General features: G+C 67.4%; 20 protein-coding genes. 14 read left to right on the forward strand and 6 right to left on the reverse strand.

The annotated features are described in order from the left end of the window. The first annotated feature begins 82 nt into the window (after window positions 1–82). Together C995_RS0109215 and C995_RS0109220 are read left to right on the forward strand one after the other, a co-directional pair. Window positions 83–2707 carry a PEP/pyruvate-binding domain-containing protein gene (locus C995_RS0109215; RefSeq protein ID WP_018864664.1) on the forward strand — a complete coding sequence of 875 codons (2625 nt, stop codon included), beginning with the start codon at window positions 83–85 and terminating at the stop codon, window positions 2705–2707. Window positions 2708–2967: 260 nt separating this feature from the next. Further along, window positions 2968–3429, forward strand: a complete 462-nt coding sequence (locus C995_RS0109220) for a UPF0158 family protein (protein ID WP_018864665.1) — start codon at window positions 2968–2970, stop codon at window positions 3427–3429. 106 nt (window positions 3430–3535) lie between these two features. Here C995_RS0109220 and C995_RS0109225 read toward each other — a convergent pair whose 3' ends face one another. Next, a complete protein-coding gene (locus C995_RS0109225; protein ID WP_018864666.1) occupies window positions 3536–4303 on the reverse strand; it encodes an SDR family oxidoreductase in 768 nt (255 codons plus the stop codon). Further along, the gene (locus tag C995_RS0109230) at window positions 4296–5117 is read right to left on the reverse strand and encodes a TatD family hydrolase (protein ID WP_018864667.1); all 822 of its coding nucleotides are present in this window, start codon (window positions 5115–5117) and stop codon (window positions 4296–4298) included. The genes C995_RS0109225 and C995_RS0109230 overlap by 8 nt, the downstream gene beginning before the upstream one ends. A 371-nt stretch (window positions 5118–5488) precedes the next feature. Here C995_RS0109230 and pepN point away from each other — a divergent pair, with 371 nt between their 5' ends. The 6 genes from pepN (at window position 5489) to C995_RS0109260 (ending at window position 13537) form a co-directional block, all read left to right on the forward strand. Next, window positions 5489–8125, forward strand: a complete 2637-nt coding sequence (pepN, locus tag C995_RS0109235; RefSeq protein WP_018864668.1) for an aminopeptidase N — start codon at window positions 5489–5491, stop codon at window positions 8123–8125. 269 nt (window positions 8126–8394) lie between these two features. Further along, on the forward strand, window positions 8395–8847 hold the full coding sequence (locus C995_RS0109240) for a hypothetical protein (RefSeq protein ID WP_018864669.1): 453 nt from the start codon (window positions 8395–8397) through the stop codon (window positions 8845–8847). A gap of 146 nt (window positions 8848–8993) precedes the next feature. Beyond that, on the forward strand, window positions 8994–10727 hold the full coding sequence (locus C995_RS0109245; protein WP_018864670.1) for a TolC family protein: 1734 nt from the start codon (window positions 8994–8996) through the stop codon (window positions 10725–10727). Continuing rightward, complete coding sequence (locus C995_RS0109250; protein ID WP_018864671.1) at window positions 10727–12148, forward strand: multicopper oxidase family protein; 1422 nt, start codon at window positions 10727–10729, stop codon at window positions 12146–12148. Before C995_RS0109245 ends, C995_RS0109250 begins: the two co-directional genes overlap by 1 nt. A gap of 108 nt (window positions 12149–12256) precedes the next feature. Continuing rightward, on the forward strand, window positions 12257–12625 hold the full coding sequence (locus C995_RS0109255) for a copper resistance CopC family protein (RefSeq protein ID WP_018864672.1): 369 nt from the start codon (window positions 12257–12259) through the stop codon (window positions 12623–12625). 3 nt (window positions 12626–12628) lie between these two features. Next, window positions 12629–13537: a copper resistance D family protein gene (locus C995_RS0109260; protein WP_018864673.1), complete on the forward strand. Its 909-nt coding sequence runs from the start codon at window positions 12629–12631 to the stop codon at window positions 13535–13537. 42 nt (window positions 13538–13579) lie between these two features. Here the strand turns inward: C995_RS0109260 and C995_RS0109265 are convergent, their stop codons facing one another. Then, complete coding sequence (locus C995_RS0109265; RefSeq protein ID WP_018864674.1) at window positions 13580–14704, reverse strand: S1C family serine protease; 1125 nt, start codon at window positions 14702–14704, stop codon at window positions 13580–13582. A 223-nt stretch (window positions 14705–14927) separates the two neighbouring features. Between C995_RS0109265 and C995_RS0109270 the strand changes: the two genes are divergently transcribed. The 6 genes from C995_RS0109270 to C995_RS0109295 all read left to right on the forward strand — a co-directional run bounded on the left by C995_RS0109270 (window position 14928) and on the right by C995_RS0109295 (window position 19927). Beyond that, on the forward strand, window positions 14928–15677 hold the full coding sequence (locus C995_RS0109270) for a Nif3-like dinuclear metal center hexameric protein (RefSeq protein WP_026279050.1): 750 nt from the start codon (window positions 14928–14930) through the stop codon (window positions 15675–15677). Window positions 15678–16009: 332 nt separating this feature from the next. Next, the gene (petA, locus tag C995_RS0109275) at window positions 16010–16612 is read left to right on the forward strand and encodes a ubiquinol-cytochrome c reductase iron-sulfur subunit (RefSeq protein ID WP_026279051.1); all 603 of its coding nucleotides are present in this window, start codon (window positions 16010–16012) and stop codon (window positions 16610–16612) included. After that, complete coding sequence (locus tag C995_RS0109280; protein WP_018864677.1) at window positions 16612–18021, forward strand: cytochrome bc complex cytochrome b subunit; 1410 nt, start codon at window positions 16612–16614, stop codon at window positions 18019–18021. Before petA ends, C995_RS0109280 begins: the two co-directional genes overlap by 1 nt. Beyond that, entirely contained in the window at window positions 18021–18764 is a 744-nt protein-coding gene (locus C995_RS0109285) for a cytochrome c1 (RefSeq protein WP_018864678.1), read from the forward strand. The genes C995_RS0109280 and C995_RS0109285 overlap by 1 nt, the downstream gene beginning before the upstream one ends. Window positions 18765–18869: 105 nt before the next feature. After that, window positions 18870–19496: a glutathione S-transferase N-terminal domain-containing protein gene (locus C995_RS0109290; protein WP_018864679.1), complete on the forward strand. Its 627-nt coding sequence runs from the start codon at window positions 18870–18872 to the stop codon at window positions 19494–19496. Beyond that, entirely contained in the window at window positions 19493–19927 is a 435-nt protein-coding gene (locus C995_RS0109295; protein ID WP_018864680.1) for a ClpXP protease specificity-enhancing factor, read from the forward strand. Before C995_RS0109290 ends, C995_RS0109295 begins: the two co-directional genes overlap by 4 nt. Here C995_RS0109295 and C995_RS0109300 read toward each other — a convergent pair. From C995_RS0109300 to C995_RS0109310, 3 genes are read right to left on the reverse strand one after another with little or no spacing between them, the layout of a single operon-like run. After that, window positions 19920–21314 (reverse strand): FAD-binding oxidoreductase, encoded by a 1395-nt coding sequence (locus C995_RS0109300; RefSeq protein WP_018864681.1) that lies wholly within the window; start codon window positions 21312–21314, stop codon window positions 19920–19922. The genes C995_RS0109295 and C995_RS0109300 overlap by 8 nt on opposite strands. Beyond that, the gene (locus tag C995_RS0109305; RefSeq protein ID WP_018864682.1) at window positions 21311–21667 is read right to left on the reverse strand and encodes a YraN family protein; all 357 of its coding nucleotides are present in this window, start codon (window positions 21665–21667) and stop codon (window positions 21311–21313) included. Before C995_RS0109305 ends, C995_RS0109300 begins: the two co-directional genes overlap by 4 nt. 3 nt (window positions 21668–21670) lie before the next feature. Continuing rightward, window positions 21671–23536 (reverse strand): penicillin-binding protein activator, encoded by a 1866-nt coding sequence (locus tag C995_RS0109310; protein ID WP_018864683.1) that lies wholly within the window; start codon window positions 23534–23536, stop codon window positions 21671–21673. Between the last annotated feature and the right edge of the window lie 71 nt (window positions 23537–23607).

The raw sequence follows: 23607 nt of genomic DNA on the forward strand, positions 1-23607 counted from the left end.
ACGGGGGCGTCCGGGTGTGCCGAGCGTTGAGCGCCTGTGGGGCAGGGGGTACTGTGGGGCGCCCAGACTGGACGGGCGCTTGATGGCCACCGATCCGCAACCTCAGCAGGAGACCGTCTCCACCGGGCTGGACGGCCTGGACCGGGTGCTCGACGGGCTGCGGATCGGCGACAACGTGGTCTGGCGGGTCGACGACATCGAGGACTACCGACGCTTTGTCCGGCCGTTCGTGGCCGCGGCCCGCACCCAGCGTCGCTCGATCATCTATCTGCGCTTCGGCGCCCATCCGCCGCTGGTGGAGGCCGGCCCGGGGATCGAGGTGGTGGACATCGACGCGCTGCGCGGGTTCGAGCCGTTCACCCGCCACGTCTACCGTCTGATCACCGAGCACGGTCGCGGCGCGTTCTATCTGTGCGATTGCCTGTCCGAGCTGCTGGATGCCTGGGCCACCGATCACATGGTGGGCAACTTCTTCCGCGCCATCTGCCCGTATCTGTACGAGATGGACACGGTGGCCTGGTTCGCGCTGCATCCGCACAGCCATTCGCACACTACGCTGTCGCGCATCCGCGAGACCACGCAGGTGCTGATCGACGTGCGCCGCGCCGGCGAGGCGGTGCACGTACAGCCGGTGAAGGTGTGGCAGCGCAGCTCGCCGACGATGTTCCTGCCGCACCGCCAGCACGGCACGCGGTTCGAGCCGGTGGTGGACAGCAGCGAGGCCACGCGGCTGCAGGCCCTGCTGGAGGAACAGCGCCCCGGGCAGTCGCACGGCCGGCAGCTGCTGGACTACTGGGACCGCCTGTTCCTCGCCGCCTCCGATGCGCTGGCGCAGGAGGCGCCGGCGGCCGACCGCGCCCGGGTGCAGGACGACATCCTGCGGGTGCTGATCGGCCGCGACGAGCGCATGCTGGAACTGGCGCGGCGCCACCTCGGGCTGGAGGAGCTGCTGGCGATCCGCAGCCGCATGGTCGGCAGTGGCTACATCGGCGGCAAGGCCGCGGGCATGCTGCTGGCGCGGCAAGTCCTGCTCGCTCAGGACTCGCAGCGGTGGGGGCGCTCACTGGAGCCGCACGACTCGCACTTCATCGGCGCGGACGTGTACTACGCCTATCTGGTACACAACGGCTGGTGGCCGCGGCTGATGCGCCAGCGCACCGCGGAGGGTTACTTCGACGAGGCGCGCAGCCTGCGCCGCGACATGCTGCACGGCGAGATCCCGCCGGAGGTGCGCCGCGAGCTGGAACGCGTGCTCGATCACTATGGCCAGTACCCGATCCTGGTACGTTCCAGCAGCCTGCTGGAAGACGGGTTCGGCAATGCCTTTGCCGGCAAGTACGAGAGCGTGTTCTGCGTGAACCAGGGCAGCCCCGGCGAGCGCCTGGCCCAGCTGGAAGACGCCATCCGCCAGGTCTATGCATCGACGATGAGCGACGATGCGCTGAGCTACCGCCAGCAGCGTGGGCTGATGGATCAGGAAGAACCCATGGCGCTGCTGCTGCAGCGGGTCAACGGCCGCTACCACGGGCGCTACTATCTGCCGGACGCCGCCGGCGTCGGGGTCTCCTGGAACACCTTCGTCTGGGACGGCGCGCTGGATCCGGCGGCCGGGATGCTGCGCCTGGTGCTGGGGCTGGGCACCCGCGCGGTGGACCGGGTCGCGCGCGACCATGCCTGCGTGGTGGCGCTGGACCGGCCCGAACGACGGCCATTTCACAGCCGGGACGAGGCGTATCGCTACTCCCAGCACGCCGCCGATGTGCTCGACATCGAGGCCAACCGCGAGGCCGCCGTGCCCATCCAGGCGCTGGCCGAGGCCGCTCCGGGCCTGCCGCTGAACCTGCTCGGCGAGATCGACCGCGAGGCCGGCCGCCGCGCCCGCGAGCAGGGGCGCGAGGAGCGCCTGTGGCGGGTGACCTTTACCCCGCTACTGCAGCGCACCGATTTCGCCCCGCTGATGCGCGACCTGCTCAAGACCCTGGAGGCCGCCTACGCCCATCCGGTGGATGTCGAGTTCACCGTGCACCTGGACGCCGACGGCGCCGCCGGCGTGAACCTGGTGCAGTGCCGCCCGCTCGCCACGCTGGGCAGCGATCGCCCGGTGGAACTGCCGGACCCGATCGACCCCGGGCAGTTGTTCTTCGCCAGTGCCGGCCGCTTCATGGGCGGCAACATGGATCTCGTCATCGATCGCGTCATCCGCGTGGACGGTGCCCGCTATGCGGTGCTGTCCCGCCCGCAGAAATACGCCGTGGCCCGCCTGGTGGGTGCCCTCAACCGCCAGTACGCCACCGCGGGTGACTGCACCACGCTCCTGATCGGCCCCGGCCGCTGGGGCACCAGCACCCCCGAGCTGGGCGTCCCCGTGCGCTTCGCCGACATCGACCGCGTGCGCATGCTGGTGGAGGTGGCCGACCCCGACGCCGGTATCGTCCCCGACCTCTCGTTCGGCAGCCACTTCTTCCAGGACCTGGTGGAGGCGCGGATCGCCTATGCTGCGCTGTTCCCCGCCGAACCGGGCTGCGAGTACCACCCCGCCTGGCTCGACGGGTGCCCCGCGCACACGCCCGAGGTCGACATCGGGGACCCCGTGGACCCCGCGGTACTCGCAACCGTGCAGGTCCATGACACCCGCGACGCCGCCCTGCGGGTGGTCGCCGACGTGGTGCAACAGCGCCTGCTCGCCTGTCAGACCGCCAACGGCTGAAATCCGCCGCGCTTGGCGCGGTAACGCTCATCCGGGGCGAAGGCTGCTTCAGAGGGGATGCCTTCCCGCTGTCGGGCGCTATCGACCTCGACGTGGCGGGGCGTACGCCCTGTTGCATTGATGCGGACGCAGCGCGGTCAATGCCGGGGGCGCTTGAATGCCGATGTTCGGGCATTGGAATATGCTTTGGGGTAGCGCCGTTTGCCCCGCGTTGCCCGGCGCGTGAAGACGATGTGAACAGCTGTGCAGGGGAGGGCGCGATGCCGCTTCCGGTGGTGTTGACGGACGTCGTGGAGCAGATGGATCCGCTCACGGATGGCTGGCAGACCTATGTCCACCGGGCGACCGGTGAGGTGGTGGGCTTCAGCGACGAAGACGAGGCCCTGGCCGAGTGTGAACCACTGGATCTTCCGGACTGGCAGCAGGAGGTGCTGCAGACGGTGCGGGCCGTACACGCCTCGGATGACTATGTGCGGCTTCCGGACCAGTTCGACTTTGACGAGTACGGGGTGATGGATCAGTTCTGCCGCCTGCAGGAGGATCCGGCAGTCCGCGCCAAACTGCTGGAGGCCATCCGAGGTCGCGGTGCGTTCCGCCGGTTCAAGGACCTGATCCATGACAGGGGGATCGAGCAGGACTGGTATGCCTGTCGCGACAAGGCGCTGAAGGCGTTCCTCGCCGATTTTTTCGAGGCGGAGGGTATCCCCTTTGTCGAAGCGTGACAGCCACCCGTTCTACGGCTGCTGTGGACCACCCCAACCGAACTGAGGCGTTGCAGTGATCTGTTGAATTCAGGCGTGCGAACAAGGCGTGGTGACTGCCGTGCGGTCAGTCGGCGTAGATCATGCGGCGGGTCATACCGCCGTCGGCGGTCCATATCTGGCCGGTGACGAAGCCGGCGTCGGGGCCGAGCAGAAAGGCGGTGAGGGCGGCGATGTCGCCGGGCTGGCCGACGCGGCCGACCGGGTGCTGGGCGTGGTCCTGTGCGGACAGCGGTTCGGCCTGTTGCTGGTCGGGGCTGCGGGTGTCGATCCAGCCGGGGCGGATGGCGTTGACGCGGACCTCCGGGCCGGCGCTGATGGCCAGCGCGTGGGTGAAGGCGTCCAGCCCGCCCTTGCTGGCGGCGTAGGCCTCGGTGTCCGGCTCCGACTGCAGGGCGCGGGTGGAGCTGATGTTCACGATGGCGCCCCGGCGGCGGCGCAGCAGGGGCAGGGCGTACTTGCCGAGCAGGAAGACGCCGGTCAGGTTGGTATCCAGCCAGCGCTGCCAGTCGGCCAGCTCCAGTTCTTCCAGTGGCCCGGAGTGCGGGTCGCTGATGCCGGCGTTGTTCACCAGGGCATCGAGGCCGCCGTACCATTCCTCCGTGCGCCGAATGGCCTCGCGGACCTGTTCCTCGTCGCGGACATCCAGCGCGATGGCCCGGGCGGCGGGCCCCAGGCTCGCGGCGGACTGTTCGCATTCGCGGCCGTCGATATCGGCCAGCACCACCTGCCAGCCATCCCGCGCCAGGCGCTCGGCAATGCCGAGCCCGATCCCGCGCGCCGCGCCGGTGATCAGCGCGACCCGTTGCGGCCCGCTGTCCGGGGCCTCAGGCACTGGCAGTTTCGGGCAGGTTGTAGAAGGCGCGGGCGGTGGCGGTGGTGTGGGCGGCGAGGTCTTCCGGGGGCTCGTCGCGCAACCGGGCCACGTATTCGCCGATGTGGGGGAGGAAGGCGGGCTCGTTGCGCCGACCGTTACCGAGCTTCTTGCCGCTGCCCTTGGGCAGGGTGCGCGGCAGGAGGTAGGGGGCGTCGGTCTCGATCATCAGGCGGCCGCGCGGGATGGTCGGGACCAGCGGGTGCAGGTGTCTGCCGCGGCGCTCGTCGCAGACCCAGCCGGTGATGCCGATGTGGCAGTCGAGGTCGAGGTATTCGGCCAGGGCGTCGGCCTCGCCGGTGAAGCAGTGCACCACGGCGGCCGGTACCTTGTCGCGCCAGCGGCGCAGGATCTGCGCGAAGTCGTGGTGGGCGTCACGCTCGTGCAGGAACAGCGGCAGGCCGAGATCGGCGGCCAGTTCCAGCTGGGCTTCGAAGGCGATGCGCTGCTGCGGGCGCGGCGAGTGGTCACGGTTGTAGTCCAGCCCCATCTCGCCCATGGCGACGACGTTGGCGTCCGCGCGGGCGAGGTCACTGAACCGCGCGGCGGTCGCGTCGGTCCACTGTCTGGCCAGGTGCGGGTGCACGCCCAGGGTGGCGCGGCAGCAGTCCGGGTACTGGTCGGCGATCGCCAGGCACTTCTCGCTCTGGTGGGCGTCGGCGCCGGTGATCAGCATCCAGGACACGCCGGCCTCGCGCGCGCGCTCGAGGACCTCGTCGCGTTCCTTGTTGAAGGATTCGTGGGTCAGGTTGAAGCAGATATCGATCCATTCCATGCGCGGTATGCTAACGGATTGGGCGCGCAGCGCCAGATCCCCGGCGCCGTCATTGCGAGGCGCCAATGGGGCCGTGGCAATCTGTTCGGGTGGGCTCGGTCGCGCCTCGGGGTGGCGGATGGAGGTTGCTTCGTCGCCTTCGGCTCCTCGCAATGACGGGGGTAAGGAACGGTGTCATCGCGAGGAGCGCAGCGACGTGGCGATCTCTGTGAGGAAGCCCCGGTGGTGGAACCGAGAAACGTGGGGAGTGGCGGATGGAGGTTGCCGCGGCGCCTTCGGCGCCTCGCAATGACGTTGCCTTTGTCGGGGTTTAGCGTTCGTGCTTGCCGGGCGTGATACGTGTGGAAAGCGATTGATGACTGGAGTTTGGAATGCGTGATGCGAGTCCCCAGGCGGTTTATCTGAGCGATTACCAGCCGCCGGCGTTTGTGGTGGAGGACCTGGAGCTGGACTTTGATCTGGCCGCGGCGACCACCGAGGTGACCACGCGCATGGCGGTGCGGCGCAACCCGCAGGCGGTGGAGCCGAACGGGGCGCTGCGGCTCTACGGCGATGGCGTCGAGCTGGTGTCACTGACCGTGGATGGCGCGGAGCCGGGCGAGGACCTGCTGGAGCAGGATGCCGAGGGCCTGCTGCTGCACGGCCTGCCGGAGCGTGCGCGGCTGGAGATCGTCAGCCGCTGTCACCCGGAGCAGAACACCGCGCTGGAAGGCCTGTACGCCTCCAGCGGCAATCTGTGCACGCAGTGCGAGCCGGAGGGCTTTCGCCGCATCACCTTCTTCCCCGACCGCCCGGATGTGCTGACCACCTACCGCGTGCGCCTGGAGGCGGACCGGGCGCAGTACCCGGTGCTGCTGGCCAACGGCAACCGCGTGGAGGCCGGCGAGCTGGACGGCGGGCGCCACTACGCGGTGTGGGAGGACCCGTTTCCCAAGCCGTCGTACCTGTTCGCGCTGGTCGCCGGGGATCTGGCCTGCCAGCGCGACACCTTCACCACCATGTCCGGGCGCGAGGTGGCGCTGGAGCTTTATGTGGAGGCGCACAACGCCGATCGCTGCGATCACGCGCTGGCCTCGCTGAAGCGGGCGATGCGCTATGACGAGGAGGCCTTCGGCCGCGAATACGATCTGGACGTGTACATGATCGTCGCGGTGGACGACTTCAACATGGGGGCGATGGAGAACAAGGGGCTGAACCTGTTCAACGCCAAGTACGTGCTCGCCAGCCCCGACACCGCCACCGACAGCGACTTTGTCGCCATCGAGTCGGTGATCGCCCACGAGTACTTCCACAACTGGTCCGGTAACCGCGTGACCTGCCGCGACTGGTTCCAGCTGTCGCTGAAGGAGGGGCTCACGGTCTTCCGCGACCAGGAGTTCACCACCGACTGCACCCTGTTCGGGGTCAAGCGCATCGACGATGTCTCGCTGCTGCGCGCCCATCAGTTCCCCGAGGACGCCGGGCCGCTGGCGCACCCCGTGCGCCCGGACCACTACGCCGAGATCAACAACTTCTACACCCTGACGGTGTACGAGAAGGGCGCGGAGCTGATCCGCATGCTGCGTACCCTGATCGGGCGCGAGACCTTCCGCCGGGGGCTGGATCTCTACTTCCAGCGCTTCGACGGCCAGGCAGTGACGACAGACGACTTTGTCGCGGTGATGGCCGAGGCCAGCGGGCGCGATCTCTCCCGCTTCAAGCGCTGGTACACCCAGGCCGGCACGCCGCACGTGACCGCAAGCACCGCGTTCGACGGCCCCGGCGGACCGGCCCGTATCACACTCGCGCAGGAGACCCCGCCGACCCCGGGGCAGGCGCACAAGGAGCCGGTGGTGATCCCGGTGCGCATGGCCTTTCTCGATGCCGACGGCCAGCGCATCCGCGCGCGCCGGGAAGGCGACGAGGCCGAGCGCGACGAATGGGTGCTCGAGCTGGATGCCGCCGAGCACACCTTCTGCTTCGAAAATCTGTCCGCCGAGCCGGTCGCGATCTCCTGGCTGCGCGGCTTCTCCGCCCCGGTGATCCTGAACGCCAACCAGGGCGTGGACGAACTGGCCCACCTGCTGGCGCACGACGATGACGCCTTCTCCCGCTGGGAGGCCGCGCAGACCCTGTTCCGCCGCGCGATCCGCACGCGCATCCAGCACGACGCCGCCGACTCCGCGCTGGAGGCCGCCACCGAGCACGCCCTGCATGCCCTGATCGAGGACCCGGCGATCGAGCCGGTGCTGCTGGCGACTATCCTGCAACTGCCGCCCACGCGCGAGCTGGCCGAGCTGTTCGAGCGCGTCGATCCGGTGCGCCTGCGCATGGAGCGCGACGACCTGGAGAAGCGCCTTTACGCCCCGCTGGCCGGCGCGATGCAGCAGATCCAGCCGAAGCTGGATGCCGTGGACAACGGCGCCTTCACCGCCGAGGCGATGGGCCGGCGCCAGTTGCGCAACCGCCTGCTGGCGCTGCGTGTGGCCGCCGGCGACCAGGCCGCGGTGCCGGAGGCCCTGGCGCAGTGCCAGAAGGCGCGCAGCATGACCATGCGCATGGGTGCGCTGAATGCGGTGAACGAGCTGGATCACGAGGCACGCGAGGTGCTGCTGACGGACTTCGAGCAGCGCTACCGCGACGATCCGCTGGTGCTGGACAAGTACTTCGGCCTGCAGGCCGGCAGCCAGGTCCCCGGCGGCTTCGAGCGCCTGGAGGCGCTGCTGGGGCACCCCGGGTTCCGCTGGACCAACCCGAACCGGGTGCGTGCGGTGCTGGGGCCGTTCATGGCGCGCAACGAACGCCATTTCCACCAGGAAGATGGCGCGGGCTACCGCCGCATGGGCGCCTTCATCGAGAAGCTGGATCCGATGAACCCGCAGACCGCCGCGCGCCTGGCCCAGCCGCTGACGCGCTGGCAGAAGGTGGACAGCGTTCGCGGCGAGCAGATGCGTGCGGAACTCGAGCGCCTCGCCGCACTCGAATTGTCGCGCGACCTGCGCGACGTGATCGAGCGCGCGCTCGCGTAGGAGGCCAGCCCTCTGGCCGATGGGTGCTGGTCAGGTCGCAATCGGCCAGGGGCTGGCCTCCTACAGTGGGTAGCCCCGGATTTGCAGGAGACGAGCCCCTCGCCGATGGGGCGCTGGTTAAGTCCCCATCGGCCAGAGGGCTGGCCTCCTACAGGGATGGCGCCCAAGGGTGTGGGGTGTGGTATGTTGACCGCCGATTGCTGGGCCGAGATGGCCCCAAACGAGGTTTGGCCGACGTGAAAAGGGTCTTCCACCGACTGCTGTGCTGGATGCTGGTGCTGGCGATTGCCGGCCTGCCGGCGCTCGCGGCGGTTGCGAGTGTGGAAGACGGGCACGCCGGGCATGCGATGCACGGGGCCCAGTCGAAGGGCGACAAGGCTGCGGATCACGCGGCCCACGATCATCCGGATGCCCACTCACATGATCACGCGCACGGCGACGACCATGATCACCATGCGCATGACGATCATGCCGACACCCGGCATGCCGACGACCATACCCACGAGACTTCGGATTCCTCTGCTGCCAGCGGGGTGATCCAGCACGTGGATTGCGTGGATGCCGCCTGCCTGGCGAGTTGCTCGGCCTGCAGCCACTGCCAGGGCATGCCGTCCATCACCGGCATGCACCTGCTGACTCCGGTCACGCAGGCCATGCGCCTGTATTCCTTCCAGAACGGTCCGCCTGCGACCGCGTTATACCGACCCCCGATCCTCTCCTGATCTGACTGTACCGGCCCGAGCGCCGGGGCTGTCCGCACGTCCGGGTTCCACCCGGTACTGGTGGGCGGCAAGGCCGTGTCGCGCGTTCGCGCGGGATGCGGAATCGAAGTCCGATCAAGGAGATTTTCACGATGCGAGCAACCCGATTGCTGCTCCCCGTCGTTTCGGTGCTGTTCCTCGCCGGTTGCGCGGTCACCGCGCCCGAGCTGGACCGCTCCGAACTGGCGGAGGACATCTCGGTGCAGGGGATCGACCTGCCCGAGTCGGAGATGCCCCGCCCCTCTGGCGAGCTGACGCTCGAGGAGGCCATCCATCAGGCCCTGTGGCGCAACCCGCGTATGCAGCAGGCCTACGCCAAACTGGATCTGACGGCCGCCGACGTGGTCGAGGCCTCCCAGTTTTCGAATCCCACCCTGTCGCTGTCGGTGATGCGCCCCGAGGGCGGTGGCGGTAACGAAGTCGGGGTCGGGCTGGCCTGGGGTATTTCCGGTCTGCTGATGCGCAGTGCGCGTCAGGACATTGCCGAATCCCACTGGGAGTCCACCCGTCTGCAACTGGCCGAAGGCATGGTGGCCCTTGCCTCGGACACGGAGCGCGCCTGGTATGACGCAGTGGCCGCGCGCCAGCGGGCTCAGGTGCAGGCGCTGGAGACCCGGGCGGCGGATCTCGGGTCGCTGCTGGGCGAGCGCTTCTACGACGCCGGCAACATGACGGACCTTAAACGCGCGCAGCTCAACATTCGTGCCGCCGAGGCGCGGCTGAAGCTCGAGGATGCGCGTCAGCGCGAACGCGAGACACGTCTGCGTCTGGCCCACCTGATGGGGCTGCCCGGCGAGGTCGATGACTGGGAGGTCCCCGGCAAGCTGCCGCTGCCGCTGGCCGGCGTGGAGGATCGCGAGGGCCTGGTCGAACAGGCCCTGGAGCAGCGTCTGGACCTGCGGGCCGTGGACCATGCCCTGGAGGGGCTCACCGAGGGTGTGGCCCTGGTGCGGCGCTATCGCTGGTTGGGCGACATCGAGCCCGGTATCGAGTTTGAGCGCGAGACGGACGGCACCCGCCTGTGGGGCGGTGGCATTTCGTTCACCCTGCCGATCTTCAACCAGAATCAGGCCGGCATCGCCCGCGCCGAGGCACGACTGGAGGACGGCGAGGCCCGACGGGCCCAGCTGGAGCAGGCCGTTACGGCCGATGTCCACCAGCACTTTGTGCGACTGGCCCATCACCGGGACAAATTCAGCGCCAAGCGCTACGAGCTGCTGCCGGCCCGCGAGATCGAGCTGGAGCGCATGCAGGAACGTGTGAACTTCATGTTCGACGATGTCTTCGACCTGCTGGTGACCAAGCAGGAAGAGCTGGCCGACTGGCAGCGGGCCGTGGCCGCGCTGGGTGACTACTGGCGGGCACGCGTGGATCTGGCCTTTACGGTGGCCGGCGAGCTGCCGGATGGAGCGCCGGGTGACGAGGGCTACCTCGAGACCGACGCGCTCGAGCATGACCCGTCCGAGATGGATCACGACCATCATGACCACGGTGACCACGGTGACCACGGTGACCACGGGGACCACGGGGACCACGGGGACCACGGGGACCACGGGGACCACGGGGATCACGGGGATCACGGGGATCACGGGGATCACGGGGATCACGGGGATCACGGGGATCACGGGGATCACGGGGATCACGGGGATCACGGGGATCACGGGGATCACGGGGATCACGGGGATCACGGGGATCACGGGGATCACGGGGATCACGGAGATCACGGAGATCACGGAGATCACGGAGATCACGGAGATCACGGAGATCACGGAGATCACGGAGATCATGACCATGGCGATCACGGTGACCACGGCGACGACGGTCACGGAGGGCATCACTGATGAAACGGCGTAACTTCCTGCTGGCCGCCGGCGCGGCAATGCTGCCGGCAACCACCCTGACCCGGGTGATGGCCGAAACGGGTCACGAGCACCACAACGAGGGCGAAACCACGCCCGGCGAGCGCACCGATCAGGGCTACATGCCGGTGCACACGCCGAACGGCTGGACCCTGCCGTACGAGATGAACAACGGCGTGAAGGAGTTCCACTTGGTTGCCGAAGAGATCGAGCACGAGTTCGCGCCCGGTTCGGTGGCCAGGTGCTGGGGCTACAACGGCACCACGCCGGGGCCGACCATCGAGGCGGTGGAGGGCGACAAGGTCCGGATCTACGTGACCAATCGCCTGCCGGAGTACACCTCGGTGCACTGGCACGGCATCCATCTGCCCTCGGGCATGGACGGCGTGAAGGGCGTGACCCAGCCGCCGATCCATCCGGGCGAGACCTTCGTCTACGAGTTCGAGCTGAACCAGCACGGCACGCACATGTACCACCCGCATGCCGACGAGATGGTGCAGATGGCGATGGGGATGATGGGGATGTTCATCATCCACCCGAAGGACGGCGAGATCGAGCCGGTGGACCGCGACTACGCGATCCTGCTGCACAACTGGGCGCTGCATCCCGGCACCCGCACGCCGGACCCGTCGATCATGGTCGACTTCGACCTGTGGTCGATGAACTCCAAGGTGTTCCCGGCCATCGACTCGCTGGTGGCGAAGACCGGCGAGCGGGTGCGCATCCGCATGGGCAACCTGTCGATGTGGAACCACCCGATGCACGTGCACGGGGTGTCCTTCGAGGTGACCGGCTCCGATGGCGGGCGCTGGCCGCGCGAGCAGTGGCGCAAGGAGACCACCGAGATCGTGGCGGTCGGCCAGACCCGGGATATCGAATTCATCGCGCCACCCGGTGACTGGGCGTTCCACTGCCACATGACCCACCACACGATGAACCCGATGGGGCACGGCATCGCCAACACCCTGGGTGTGGACCAGTCCGGCCTCGAGGAGGAGATCCGCACCCTGCTGCCCGGCTACATGGCGATGGGTGAACACGGCATGGCGGACCACCAGGATCACACCGATGCGGGCCACATGCCGGGGCCGGAGAACACCCTGCCGATGGGCATGGGGCACGGACCGTTCGGCAACATCGGTATGGGCGGCATGTTCACCCTGGTCAAGGTGCGTGACGACCAGGAGCCCGGGGACTTCAGCGATCCGGGTTGGTACTGGCACCCGGAAGGTGAGGTCGCCTGGAGAGTGAGCAGTGACCCCGATTTCGGCAATCCGGTACGTCGCGGCAAGGTCGCGGATGCGGATTCCGACGGGCTCCCGACCCCCAGCCGCGATGCCCACGGGCATCACGGCCATGGTGGACATGGAGGACATAACGGCCACGAAGGCCATAACCACTGAGCTTCCACCGGCGCGGGTGCCGGGGCCGCCGCAAGGCGGCCCCCGGTGGCCTGCGGCCGGCGGACTCTGACACGACACGACTGCACTTAAGAAAGAGGAAACTCAATCATGATGACGATTCGTACCCGCAATACCCTGCGTTCCGCCCTTGCGGCCCTGCTGCTGGCTGTCGCCGCGCCCCTGCTGGCCCACGAGGGCGAGATGGGGCATGTCCCGGAGGACGGTTCCACGGTGCAGGGCACCCCGGAGGAGATCGGGATTCACTTCGATGGCGCGATGCGCATTACCCAGTTCGACGTGGTGGGCCCGCAGGGCCGTGTGTCCCTCGAGAACGAGCCGGGCAATGACCCGACCGAGGAATACCATGTGCAACCGGCCGGCTCGATGGAGCCCGGCAATTACGAGGTGCGCTGGCGCGGTCTGGCCCGTGACGGCCACATGATGTCGGGGACCTTCCGCTTTACGGTGGAGGACTGAGCCGTGGCCTGGCTGTCCGCACTGGTCGGTGTGGATGCCTGGACGGTTGCCATAATCCTGGTGGCGACCGGGTTCTATGCCGGTGCCTTGCTGGCGGCCGGGGCGGTGCTGTTTCGCCTGGCGTTTCCGGATCTGCCTGATCCGGAGCGGCAGGCGGCCAGTCGTTCGGGCGCGATCGCGGCCTGGGTCGCGATCGCGCTGGCCCTGATCGAGTGGCCGCTTCAGGCCGGGTATCTCGGGGGCGGCAATGGCGCCGCGGCGTTCGACCCGATGCTGCTCGGGATGGTGTTCGAGGGCGCGCAGGGAACCCAGCTGATCCTGGCTGTGAGCGGTTTGCTGCTGGTGCAGGCGATCCTGCTGGATGCCCGGCGGCTGCCGGGGCTGGGTTACGGTCTCAGCCTTGCCGGTGTGTTGCTGGTCCTGCTCGCATTCGTGCAGGTCGGGCATACGGTCTACGAACCCCGGTGGTTGCTGGGTGGCCTGCTGATGCTTCATGTACTGGCGGCTGCGTTCTGGGTCGGCTCGCTGTGGCCCCTGTATCGCCTGGCGGGGCATCCGCCCGGCGGGGCGGATGCCATTCGTATCCTGGATCGCTTCGGTCGGGTGGCGGTATGGGGCGTGGGCCTGCTGGTGCTGGCAGGGGTGGCCCTGGCCGCGCTGCTGCTCGGGGGGGTCGCGCCACTGTTCACCACCGGCTACGGGCAGTTCCTGCTCGGCAAAGTGCTGATCGTGGCCCTGCTCCTGCTGCTGGCGGCGTCCAACAAGTGGCGCCTGGTGCCGGCCTTCGAGCGTGGTGAACCCCGGGCCTCGCAGCGCCTGCGGCGCAGCATCGCGCTGGAGATCGGGCTGGTGGGGCTGGTGTTGCTGGTTACGGCCGTACTGACCACGGTCAGTTCCCCGGCCAACGGGTAGAGAAAAGGCACCTCCCGGACGTCCGGGAGGTGCCGTTGGGTATCAGATCGGCCGCTGGGCGACGGTGGCCTCGAGTTCGACTTCTTCGCCGTCGCGCAGGAGCTTGATCGACAGAGCGGAACCCGGATCGGTCCGGGCGATGATGTTCAGGGCCTCGCGCGGGCTGTTGACCGCATCGCCCTTGAGGTGGGTAATCACGTCGCCGATCTCGATGCCGGCCTCCTGGGCCGGGCCGTCGCGCAGGATGCCGGCGACCAGGACTCCGCGCGGGGTATCCAGCCCGAAGGAGTCGGCCAGCTCGCGGTTCATCGCCTGGACCTCAATGCCCAGCCAGCCGCGGGCGACATAGCCCTGTTCAATGATCTCGGTCATTACCTCGCGGGCGAGGTCCACCGGGATCGCGAAGCCGATGCCATGCGAGCCCCCGGAGCGCGAGAAAATCGCGGTATTGATACCGATGACATCGCCCCGTGCATTGATCAGGGCGCCGCCGGAGTTGCCCGGGTTGATTGCCGCGTCGGTCTGAATGAAATCTTCAAAGGTGTTGATGCCGAGCTGGTTGCGCCCGGTGGCGGAGACAATCCCCTGGGTCACGGTCTGGCCGACCCCGAAGGGGTTGCCGATGGCGAGCACCACATCGCCGACGCGCAGGTTGCGCGAATGGCCGGCCGTGGCCACTGCCACATCCTCTGCGCGGATGCGCAAGACGGCGAGGTCGGTGTCGGGGTCGATGCCAATAATCTCGGCCGGGTGTGCTTCGCCATCGGGAAGCACTACCGCGATCGCGTCCGCCTCCTCGATTACGTGGTGATTGGTCAGGATATGCCCCTGATCGGTCATGATCACGCCGGAACCCAGGCTGGCCTGCTCGGTATCGCCAGGGGGTGGCGTCGGCTGGCCGAAGAACTCGTGCAGATCAAGGATGCCGGGGGTGTCGAGCACGCGCGAGGTCATGATGTTGACCACGGCGGGCGCGGCTCGCTCGACGCCGTCTGCATAGCTGACCGCGGCTTCGCCCGCCGTGGTGGGGAGGGGCTCGGCGACCTGAAGCTGCGCCCGTTCCTCCCCGTCGCGATCGAGGACATGCGGAAAGAACACGGCCACGACCACGGCGATCGCCACGCCGGTCAGGGCTGCTTGCAGCAGGAAACGCGAGAAATTCACCATAGGGCGAATATACCGAAATGGCAGGGGCTGCACAGCCGCCGGACCCGCAGGGCACCTGATCTATCGGCCCTGCCCTGTGGTATATCGACCTGCCGCGAGAACTGATCCCCCGCACGGGGCTTGTGTGAAGCAATTGGCAAACCGCGTGTTGCAGCGCGGCGTGCGGCTGGGAAGGCCGGGATGGTCTTGTTCAGTGTTTTTCCAGGTAACCGGAGACTCGATCGTGATCGAACGTGACGTGTTGATGCAGGCCCTGAACGAGGAGCTCCAGCCGGAGCGCTTTCGCGACTATTGTCCGAACGGGCTCCAGGTGGAGGGGCGAACCGAGGTGCGCCGCATCATCAGTGGGGTCACGGCGTCGCTGGCGCTGGTCGAGGCTGCGATCGAGGACGGGGCCGACACGATCCTGGTTCACCATGGCTATTTCTGGAAGGGCGAGCCGGAGGTGATCACCGGGATGAAGCGCGCGCGCCTGCGGCGTCTGCTGGAGCACGATATCAATCTTGTGGCCTACCACCTGCCGCTGGATGCGCACCCGGAGCTCGGCAATAACGCACAATTGGCCAGTCGCCTCGATTTCGCGATCGAGGGCGTGTTGCGCGAGGACGGCGTGGGTCAGTACGGACGCCCCGCCAGCGAGGTGTCAGGAGAGGGCCTGCGCGACCACATCTCATCGGTGCTGGGGCGGGAATGCCTGTGGGTGCCGGGTGCCGAGCGGCCGATCCGGCGTGTCGCCTGGTGTACCGGCGGGGCCCAGTCGTTGCTGATGGAAGCGGCGGCGCAGGGCGTGGATGCCTATATCAGTGGCGAGATCTCCGAACAGACCACCCACGAGGCGCGCGAGACGGGCGTGCACTATTTTGCCGCCGGGCATCACGCGACCGAGCGTTACGGGGCGCCCGCCCTGGGGGAATGGTGCGCCGAGCGCTTCGGTCTGGAGCACCGATTTATCGATATCGACAACCCCGCCTGAGTGTGGCGCCGCGGCGTGCCCCTTGGCGCGCTATTTCGTGCGCACTTCGGGGTGCCGCAATCCCGCCTTTATCATGAACAACTTATGATCTATCGGCCGCCTCGGGAGGCGGCCTGCGCCCGTTCTTAAGGCATTCAGCTACTTGACCTTATTAGCGTGTTCGGGAATTCTATCGGGATTTTACTGGCCGCCCGCGGCGGTCTGCCCGTTCGCCCGTCAGCGCGCCCCAGGCGGCGCGCTGACGGGGTGGCCGGCGGGTCCTTCCGCGCCCTCGTTCATGTACCGAGTGGCTGCCGGGACACGATTTCAACACGTTGTTTGGAGAGACAAACATGGCAAACCAAGGCGTAAATCGAGGCCGTCGCCGGTTCCTCGTCGCCGCGACGACAGTCGTGGGCGGTGCCGGTGTCGCAGCGGTCGCGACTCCGTTCCTGGCGTCCTTGCAGCCCAGCGCACGCGCTCAGGCGGCAGGGGCTCCGGTCGAGTTCGATGTGAGCGAGGTCGAGCCCGGTCAGCGCGTCAGCATCGAGTGGCGCGGCCAGCCGGTCTGGATCGTGCGGCGTACCGACGAGATGCTGGAAGGTTTGTCCAAGGTGACCGATCGCCTGCGCGACCCGGACTCCGAGAACGAGGCCCAGCAGCCGGAATACGCGCAGAACGAGCACCGCTCGATCAAGCCGGAAGTCCTGGTGGTGATCGGCATCTGCACCCACCTCGGCTGCTCCCCGTCCTTCCGCCCGGAAATCGGCGATCCCGACATGGGCTCCGACTGGCAGGGCGGCTGGCTGTGCGGCTGCCACGGTTCGCGCTTCGATATGGCCGGTCGCGTCTACCGCAACATGCCGGCGGTCGACAACCTCGAGATTCCGCCGCACCACTACATCACGGATGACCTGCTGCTCGTGGGTGAAGATGAAGACGGAGGGACTGTCTGATGGCCGGTAATCCCGCGGAAAAATGGCAGGGTGGTCTGCTGGGCTGGATCGATGCCCGCTTCCCCCTGTCCCAGATGTGGAATGAGCATCTGGCTCAGTATTACACGCCGAAGAACTTCAACTTCTGGTATTTCTTCGGCTCTCTGGCGCTGCTGGTGCTGGTCATCCAGATCGTCTCCGGCATCTTCCTGACCATGTTCTACAAGCCCGATGCGGAACTCGCGTTCGCGTCGGTCGAGTACATCATGCGTGACGTGGAGTGGGGCTGGCTGATTCGCTACATGCACTCCACCGGCGCCTCGATGTTCTTCGTGGTCGTCTATCTGCACATGTTCCGGGCGCTGCTGTACGGCTCCTACAAGAAGCCGCGCGAGCTGATCTGGATCTTCGGTGTGCTGATCTATCTGGTGCTGATGGCCGAAGCCTTCGCCGGCTACCTGCTGCCGTGGGGCCAGATGTCCTACTGGGGCGCGCAGGTGATCGTGAACCTGTTCCAGACCATCCCGTACATCGGGCCGGACCTGGTGACCTGGATTCGCGGTGACTTCCTGCTGTCCGACGCCACGCTGACGCGCTTCTTCGCGCTGCACGTGATTGCCCTGCCGCTGGTGCTGATCCTGCTGGTGGCCGCGCACATCATCGCGCTGCACGAGGTGGGCTCGAACAACCCGGACGGCGTCGAGATCAAGAAGAACAAGGACGAGAACGGCATCCCGAAGGACGGCATCCCGTTCCACCCGTACTACACCGTGAAGGACATCGTCGGCGTCGGCGTCTTCCTGATGGTCTTCGCGGTGATCATGTTCTTCTTCCCGATGGGCGGCGGTCTGTTCCTGAAGCCCGACAACATGATCCCGGCCGATCCGCTGGTTACGCCCGAGCTGATTCCGCCGGTCTGGTACTTCACCTCGATGTACTCGGTGCTGCGTTCCGTGCCGGATCCGTTCCTCGGCGTGGTGGCCATGGGTGCCGCGGTGATGATGCTGTTCTTTATCCCCTGGCTGGACCGCAACCCGGTTCTGTCGATGCGCTATCGCTCGTTCGCGGCCAAGTTCAACCTGGCGGCGTTCGTGGTGGCCTTCGTGGTTCTCGGCTGGCTGGGTCTGCAGCAGGCCACCACGATGGTGAGCGAAATGAGCTTCCGCTGGTCCATCGTGTACTTCGCGTTCTTCTTCCTGCTGTGGTTCCTCAGCAAGGAGCGGTCCGCGGTATTCAGTCTGGTCGCGTTTGCCGTGGTCGTGGGTATCTACACCATGTACGACATCTCGCGCTTCGACCCGAGTGACGCGAGCATGATCCTGTGGTCCTGGCTGATCCCGACCGCGCATCTGTTCGTCTGCATGGTGGTCCCGGTCTTTGCCCGGGGTCTGGGTCGTGACCGCGCCGTTCCGGAAAGGGTGACTTCGTAATGAAAACGTTTATCGCAACGACATTCGTGGCCCTCGTGGCCCTGCTCGCAACCCCGGCGGCCCTGGCCGCCGGCGGTTCCGGTGACCTGCAAAAGGCCAACGTGGACGTGAGCAACCAGGCGTCGCTGCAGCGGGGCGCCCGGCTGTACATGAACTACTGCATGGCCTGCCATTCGACCGAGTACATGCGCTACAACCGTGTGGGTCGCGACATCGGGCTGACCGAGGAGCAGGTAGAGCAGAACTTCATCTTCGTCACCGACGAGGACGGCGAGCTGGTCAACCCGGGTTCGCTGATGAAGAACGCCATGACCAAGGACTACGCCGACGAGGCGTTCGGCGTGACTCCGCCGGATCTGACGCTGACGACCCGTATCCACGGCGAAGACTGGGTGTACACCTTCCTCAAGAGCTTCTACATCGACGAGGATCGTCCGCTGGGTGCCAACAACACCCAGTTCAGCAACGTCGGCATGCCGCACGTGCTGTGGGAACTGCAGGGCTGGCAGGAGCTGGTCGAGGACGACGAGGGCAACGAGCGCCTGGAGCTCGTGCGCAGCGGTTCGATGAGCCAGAGCGAGTACGATCGTGCGGTGCGTGACCTGGTCACCTACCTTTCGTACATGGGCGAGCCGATGCAGCTCGACCGTCAGCGCATTGGCCTGTACGTTCTGATCTTCCTGGCCGTGTTTACCGTGCTGGCCTACTTCTTGAAAAAGGAGTACTGGAAAGACGTACACTAGGCGGCCTGAACCGTCGCCGGCGGGCGCTTATGGAAGAGCGCCTGCCGGTGTTATTGACCGTCTGCCCGGCGCGGCGTGCCGTTGGACCGGGGTAGGGAGAAAGCCATGGCGCTGGTCGCCAATCGTCGTTCCGTTATGACCCTGTTTTCCGCTCACGATTGTGTGCGCTGTCATCGCGTGCGCATCATCCTCGCCGAGAAGGACATCGCGGTGGATGTCGTCAACCTCGGGCCGGACGAACTCCCCGAGGATCTCTCCGATCTCAATCCCTACAACGAGGTGCCGACGCTGGTCGATCGGGACCTGGCGCTGTACGGGACGCATGTCATCACCGAGTACCTGGACGAGCGATTTCCTCATCCGCCGCTGATGCCGGTGGATCCCGTCTCGCGTGCCGCCGCGCGTCTGGCGCTTTATCGCGTCGAGCGCGACTGGTACGAAGGGCTGGACGCGGTCAACAAGGCCGCGGGCGGGGGGCTCACAAAGGCGCGCAAGATTCTGCGCGAGAGTCTGCTGAACTCGGCGGAGATTTTTGAGCTGAAACCGTACTTCCTGAGTGACGAGTTCAGCATCGTCGACTGCGCGATTGCCCCGGTGATGTGGCGCCTGCCGGCCCTGGGGATCGACCTCGATTCGCTCCCGACCGCGATCCAGGAATACGCTGATCGGGTCTGCAAGCGGGATTCCTTCCAGATTAGTCTCACCGAGGCCGAGCGCGAGCTGAGGCTGTGACCTCTTCGCGTCCCTATCTGCTCCGGGCCCTGTGGGAGTGGATCACGGATAACGGCTTTACGCCGCACATCCTGGTCGACGCCACGGTGGAGGGTACGCTGGTACCCGATGCCTTTGTCGAGCAGGGCAAGATCACCCTCAACATCGGCCCGTCCGCCGTGCAGGCCCTGAATATCGGGGACGAGGCCGTGGCCTTCTCTGCTCGCTTTGCCGGCAATCCAATGGATGTCTACGTACCCACACAGGCCGTGCTCGCCGTCTATGCGCGCGAGAACGGACAGGGGATGATGTTCGGCAGCGAGCCGGGACCGGGGCCGGAAGATGGCCCGGGTGGCGATGGACCGGACGACTCGGGCCCCACGGGTTCGGGACAGGACGGGGACAAGCCGGCTGCCAAGCGCAAGGGCCCCGCCCTCAAGGTCGTCAAGTAGTCCCGGTGATGTCCGGCCCTGGCGCCTTGCCGGGGTTCAGGATGTTGTCGGGATCGAAGCTCTGCTTGATCCCGGCCATCAGGTTCAGCGCCACGGGATCGATCTCCCGGCCCACAAAGGCGCGTTTTACCAGTCCGATGCCGTGTTCGCCGGACAGCGTGCCCCCCAGCCCCAGTACCAGCGTGAACACCTCGTCCAGGCAGCGTTCGGCGGCGGCGAGCTCCTGCGGATCGTCCGGGTTCACCAGCAGATTTACGTGGATGTTGCCGTTGCCGGCATGACCAAAGTTCACGATCTTGATCGCGTGCGTCTGCGCGAGCCGGTCGAGGCCGGCGATCAGGTCGGGTATGCGGGAGACGGGCACGACCACATCCTCGTTGATCTTCTTCGGCGCGACGGTGCGCAGGGCCGGCGAGAGGGCCTTGCGCACGGCCCACAGGGCCTGGGCCTCTTCCGGGGTGTCGGCACTGCTGGTCTGCAGGCAGCCCTCGCCACCCGCGGCGGCGCGGACGCCGCGCGTCGTGGCGTCGATCCCGGCCTCGGTGCCATCGGTCTCGATCATCAGAATGGCCCCGGCGTCGCGCGGCAGCGGGCAGTCCGGCGCATAGTCGCGGATCATGGCGATCGCCGAGTGGTCCATGAACTCCAGGGCCGACGGGATCTCGGCGCGGCCCATCAGCCGGGAGACTGCCGCAGCCGCGTCGCCCACGGTCCGATACACCGCCTGGATCAGGCGCGTCGCCTCGGGTTGCGGTGTGAGGCGCAGCGTGGCCTCGGTGATTACGGCCAGCGTCCCCTCGGAGCCGATCAGCAGCCGGGTCAGGTCATATCCTACAACCCCCTTCGTGGTGTGCACGCCGGTGCGGAATGGCTCGCCGGTGCCGGCGACCCCTGCCAGCCCGAGGGTGTTGTCGCGCGGCGTTCCGTACTTCACGGCGTGGGGCCCGGCCGAGTTGTAAGCGAGATTGCCCCCGAGTGTGCAGTAGGCGCTGCTCGTGGGGTCGGGGGGCCAGAAAAACCCGTGGGCATCCGCCGCCGCCTGCACCTCGCCGTTGGTCACGCCGGGCTCCGCGATCAGCCAGCGGTTTGCCGGGTCGACCTCCAGGATGCGGTTCATGCGCTCGAACGACAGGACCAGTCCGCCGTGATCGGGGACCGCCGCGCCGGTGGTCCCGGTGCCGCGCCCACGACAGGTCAGGGCTGCGCCGAGGCGCCGACAAAGCCGCACCAGTTCGGCGACGGTCTCCGCATCACGGGCGAAGGCCACTGCCTCCGGAGGGGCGTGCAGCTTGGAGTTGTCGGCGCCGTAGGACCAGCAGTCGGCCGGGTCCAGCAGGCGGTCCTCGGCGGGCAGCAGTTGCTCGATCTCGCGCGCCAGAGGCGTCATGCCGGATCCCCCTGAATGGCGTCGGGCAGCCATTCGATCGCGTCATCGCCGTCGAGGAGTACCACGTCAAAGCGAACGGGCCCTTGCCAGCGGGTCTCCTGCAGATACCCCTCCGCGGCGCGCAGCAGGCGCCTGCGTTTGCCCCTGTCGATGCTCTCGGCACCGCCGCCAAAGCCGCGGTGGCTGCGCTTGCGTACCTCCACCAGTACCAGCGTTTCGCCCTCGCGGGCGATCAGGTCGAGCTCTCCCCAGGGGCGGCGCACGTTGCGCGCCACGAGTTCGAGTCCTTGCCCTGCAAGGTACTGCGCCGCCCGCTCCTCGGCAGCCTGGCCGGTGGCACCCGGGCGGAACATCGGTCAGTTGCCTTCGCTGGTGGTCCCCAGCTGGCGGGGCTCGCCGCGCTCGAAGCGCGCCCAGGCCGGGTCGCGCACCCAGTCACCACTTACCGGGTTAAGTGACCAGGTGCCGGCGCCCCCGACGAGTTGATGGTGGGCCGCCTCGCGCACTGCACGATCATGCAGGCTCAGGCGCAGGGCATCCATGCCCAGCGCGACAAAGCGCGGAAGCGCCTCCGCTCCGCCGTCGGACATCTCGCCGTTCAGCGGCTCGATGGTCGTCAGCAGGTAGGGGGCGTCGGGGAACACGATGCCGTTCAGGTCGCGGTCGCGATTGGCGTTCGGTTGCCCGGCGTAGATGTGGGGGGTCGCCATAATCGGCAGCTGTCGCGCGCCATGGAAATGCAGATAGGGCACCAGCTGCCGCATCTGGCGAGAGGTCCCGGTCACAAACAGATGGTCGGCATCGCCTCGAACCTGGGGGTCGCCTTCCAGGCTCAAGCCGGTGCGGCGCGCGACCTCGCGAATGCGCGCCTCGCTCTGCTCGATCCCCAGTGCATCGCTGACTTGGGTATTGATGTCTTCGGCATCCGGGCGCAGTCGCACGATGTCGCGTGGCCGCAGCCCGTAGTCGGCGAGCGCATCCTGGTAGGCCTGAGCCACCCGGTCACCAAACTCGCCCTCCGGAAGGATGACCAGTGGATTCCTCCAGCCGGTACGTATCGCGCGGTCCACTACGGCGTATGCGTCTTCCTCGGGGTTCAGCGCGAGGGTGCCGAAGGCGCCGTTCCCGTCCAGGCGGGTCCGATTGAGCAGCAGCGTCGGCCGTGTGTCGTCGCTCCCGACCACCGCGCGCACGGCCTCACGGTCCAGTGGGCCGATGATACGGTCCACCCCGTCCTCGACGCCCCGGCGATAGAGCTCGGCCGCCGTCTCGGCGTCTCCGCGCGTATCCCTTATCACCAGTCGGCCCTGGCCCCCGGTTTCTGCGTAATAGGCCCGAGTGATCCCGTCCAGTATTGCATTGCCCAACTGGGCCAGATCCCCTGACAGGGGCAGCAGTACCAGGATGGTGTCCGGCATCTCGGCCTGGAGCGGGTGGCTCGCGACCAGCTCCGGGAGCAGGCTGTTGGCCGGGTGCGACGGGTAGCGCTCTCGCCACTGCCGCGCCACGTGCCGGGCTTCGTCTTGTGAATTCACGCCGCGAAGACCGGCGAACAGGCGTACCCAGGGTTCTGCGTCCGGAAGCTCGTTGGTGGCCAGACGGTCGCGCTGGGCCGGGCGCAGGGCCGCAAGCAGGCCCCAGATGCGTTCCTGGTTGGCGGTTTGTGCGTCCGGTTCCAGCACCAGCATGCTGTCCAGGCGCAGGCGGGCGTCCAGCCCCTGATACCATTGCCGTTCGTGCTCCAACAGCCGGGCGTGCAGCGCCAGGCCGTCGCGGTAGACCTCGGCGGTTCGTGTCTCGTCATCCGGGTCATCGGCCCCGAGCCGTTCGCGCGCCGCGTCCCAGTCACCGCGTGCGGCCGCCAGTCGGCCGCCGCGTACGCGGTCCGCCAGTGGCTCGCGGTCTTCGGCATCCAGGTCGCGCCACAGCGCGTCGGCGCGGTCGATCAGGTCGCCGTCCGGATCGTCCAGGTCCAGCACCGCGTCGATCGCTGCGCGCACGCTGTCCGGCTGCGGATCGGCCCAGGCCTCGCTGATCAGGACGGGCGCGCGCTCGTGCGCCGGAAGGTCGACGACCTCGGGTCGTTCCTCCTCCGGTTCCGGGGCGGGGGTCGGGTCGGGGCGCGGCGTCGCGCAGCCGGCGAGGATCGCGCCGGCGAGCAGACTCAGGGCGAGGCGGCCCCGGTAGCGCCCTCCGGCGGCAAAATAACGGTGCAAGTTCACGATAGCGGGATGATCAGCGTATTGAGGAGTCAGTATTGAAAGCGCATCAGGTTGTGTCAACGAATTGCGGC

The sequence above is a fragment of the Thioalkalivibrio sp. ARh3 genome (genome assembly GCF_000377265.1).
GTDB classification, from domain to species: domain Bacteria; phylum Pseudomonadota; class Gammaproteobacteria; order Ectothiorhodospirales; family Ectothiorhodospiraceae; genus Thioalkalivibrio; species Thioalkalivibrio thiocyanoxidans.

Coding starts and splice junctions, on each gene's coding strand:
- C995_RS0109230 (WP_018864667.1), bottom strand. CDS start 5,117: ATGGAATGGATCGATATCTGCTTCAACCTGACCCACGAATCCTTCAAC.
- C995_RS0109300 (WP_018864681.1), bottom strand. CDS start 21,314: ATGACGCCTCTGGCGCGCGAGATCGAGCAACTGCTGCCCGCCGAGGAC.
- C995_RS0109215 (WP_018864664.1), top strand. CDS start 83: ATGGCCACCGATCCGCAACCTCAGCAGGAGACCGTCTCCACCGGGCTG.
- petA (WP_026279051.1), top strand. CDS start 16,010: ATGGCAAACCAAGGCGTAAATCGAGGCCGTCGCCGGTTCCTCGTCGCC.
- C995_RS0109280 (WP_018864677.1), top strand. CDS start 16,612: ATGGCCGGTAATCCCGCGGAAAAATGGCAGGGTGGTCTGCTGGGCTGG.
- C995_RS0109290 (WP_018864679.1), top strand. CDS start 18,870: ATGGCGCTGGTCGCCAATCGTCGTTCCGTTATGACCCTGTTTTCCGCT.
- C995_RS0109220 (WP_018864665.1), top strand. CDS start 2,968: ATGCCGCTTCCGGTGGTGTTGACGGACGTCGTGGAGCAGATGGATCCG.
- C995_RS0109305 (WP_018864682.1), bottom strand. CDS start 21,667: ATGTTCCGCCCGGGTGCCACCGGCCAGGCTGCCGAGGAGCGGGCGGCG.
- C995_RS0109240 (WP_018864669.1), top strand. CDS start 8,395: ATGCTGGTGCTGGCGATTGCCGGCCTGCCGGCGCTCGCGGCGGTTGCG.
- C995_RS0109285 (WP_018864678.1), top strand. CDS start 18,021: ATGAAAACGTTTATCGCAACGACATTCGTGGCCCTCGTGGCCCTGCTC.
- C995_RS0109255 (WP_018864672.1), top strand. CDS start 12,257: ATGATGACGATTCGTACCCGCAATACCCTGCGTTCCGCCCTTGCGGCC.
- pepN (WP_018864668.1), top strand. CDS start 5,489: ATGCGTGATGCGAGTCCCCAGGCGGTTTATCTGAGCGATTACCAGCCG.
- C995_RS0109265 (WP_018864674.1), bottom strand. CDS start 14,704: ATGGTGAATTTCTCGCGTTTCCTGCTGCAAGCAGCCCTGACCGGCGTG.
- C995_RS0109250 (WP_018864671.1), top strand. CDS start 10,727: ATGAAACGGCGTAACTTCCTGCTGGCCGCCGGCGCGGCAATGCTGCCG.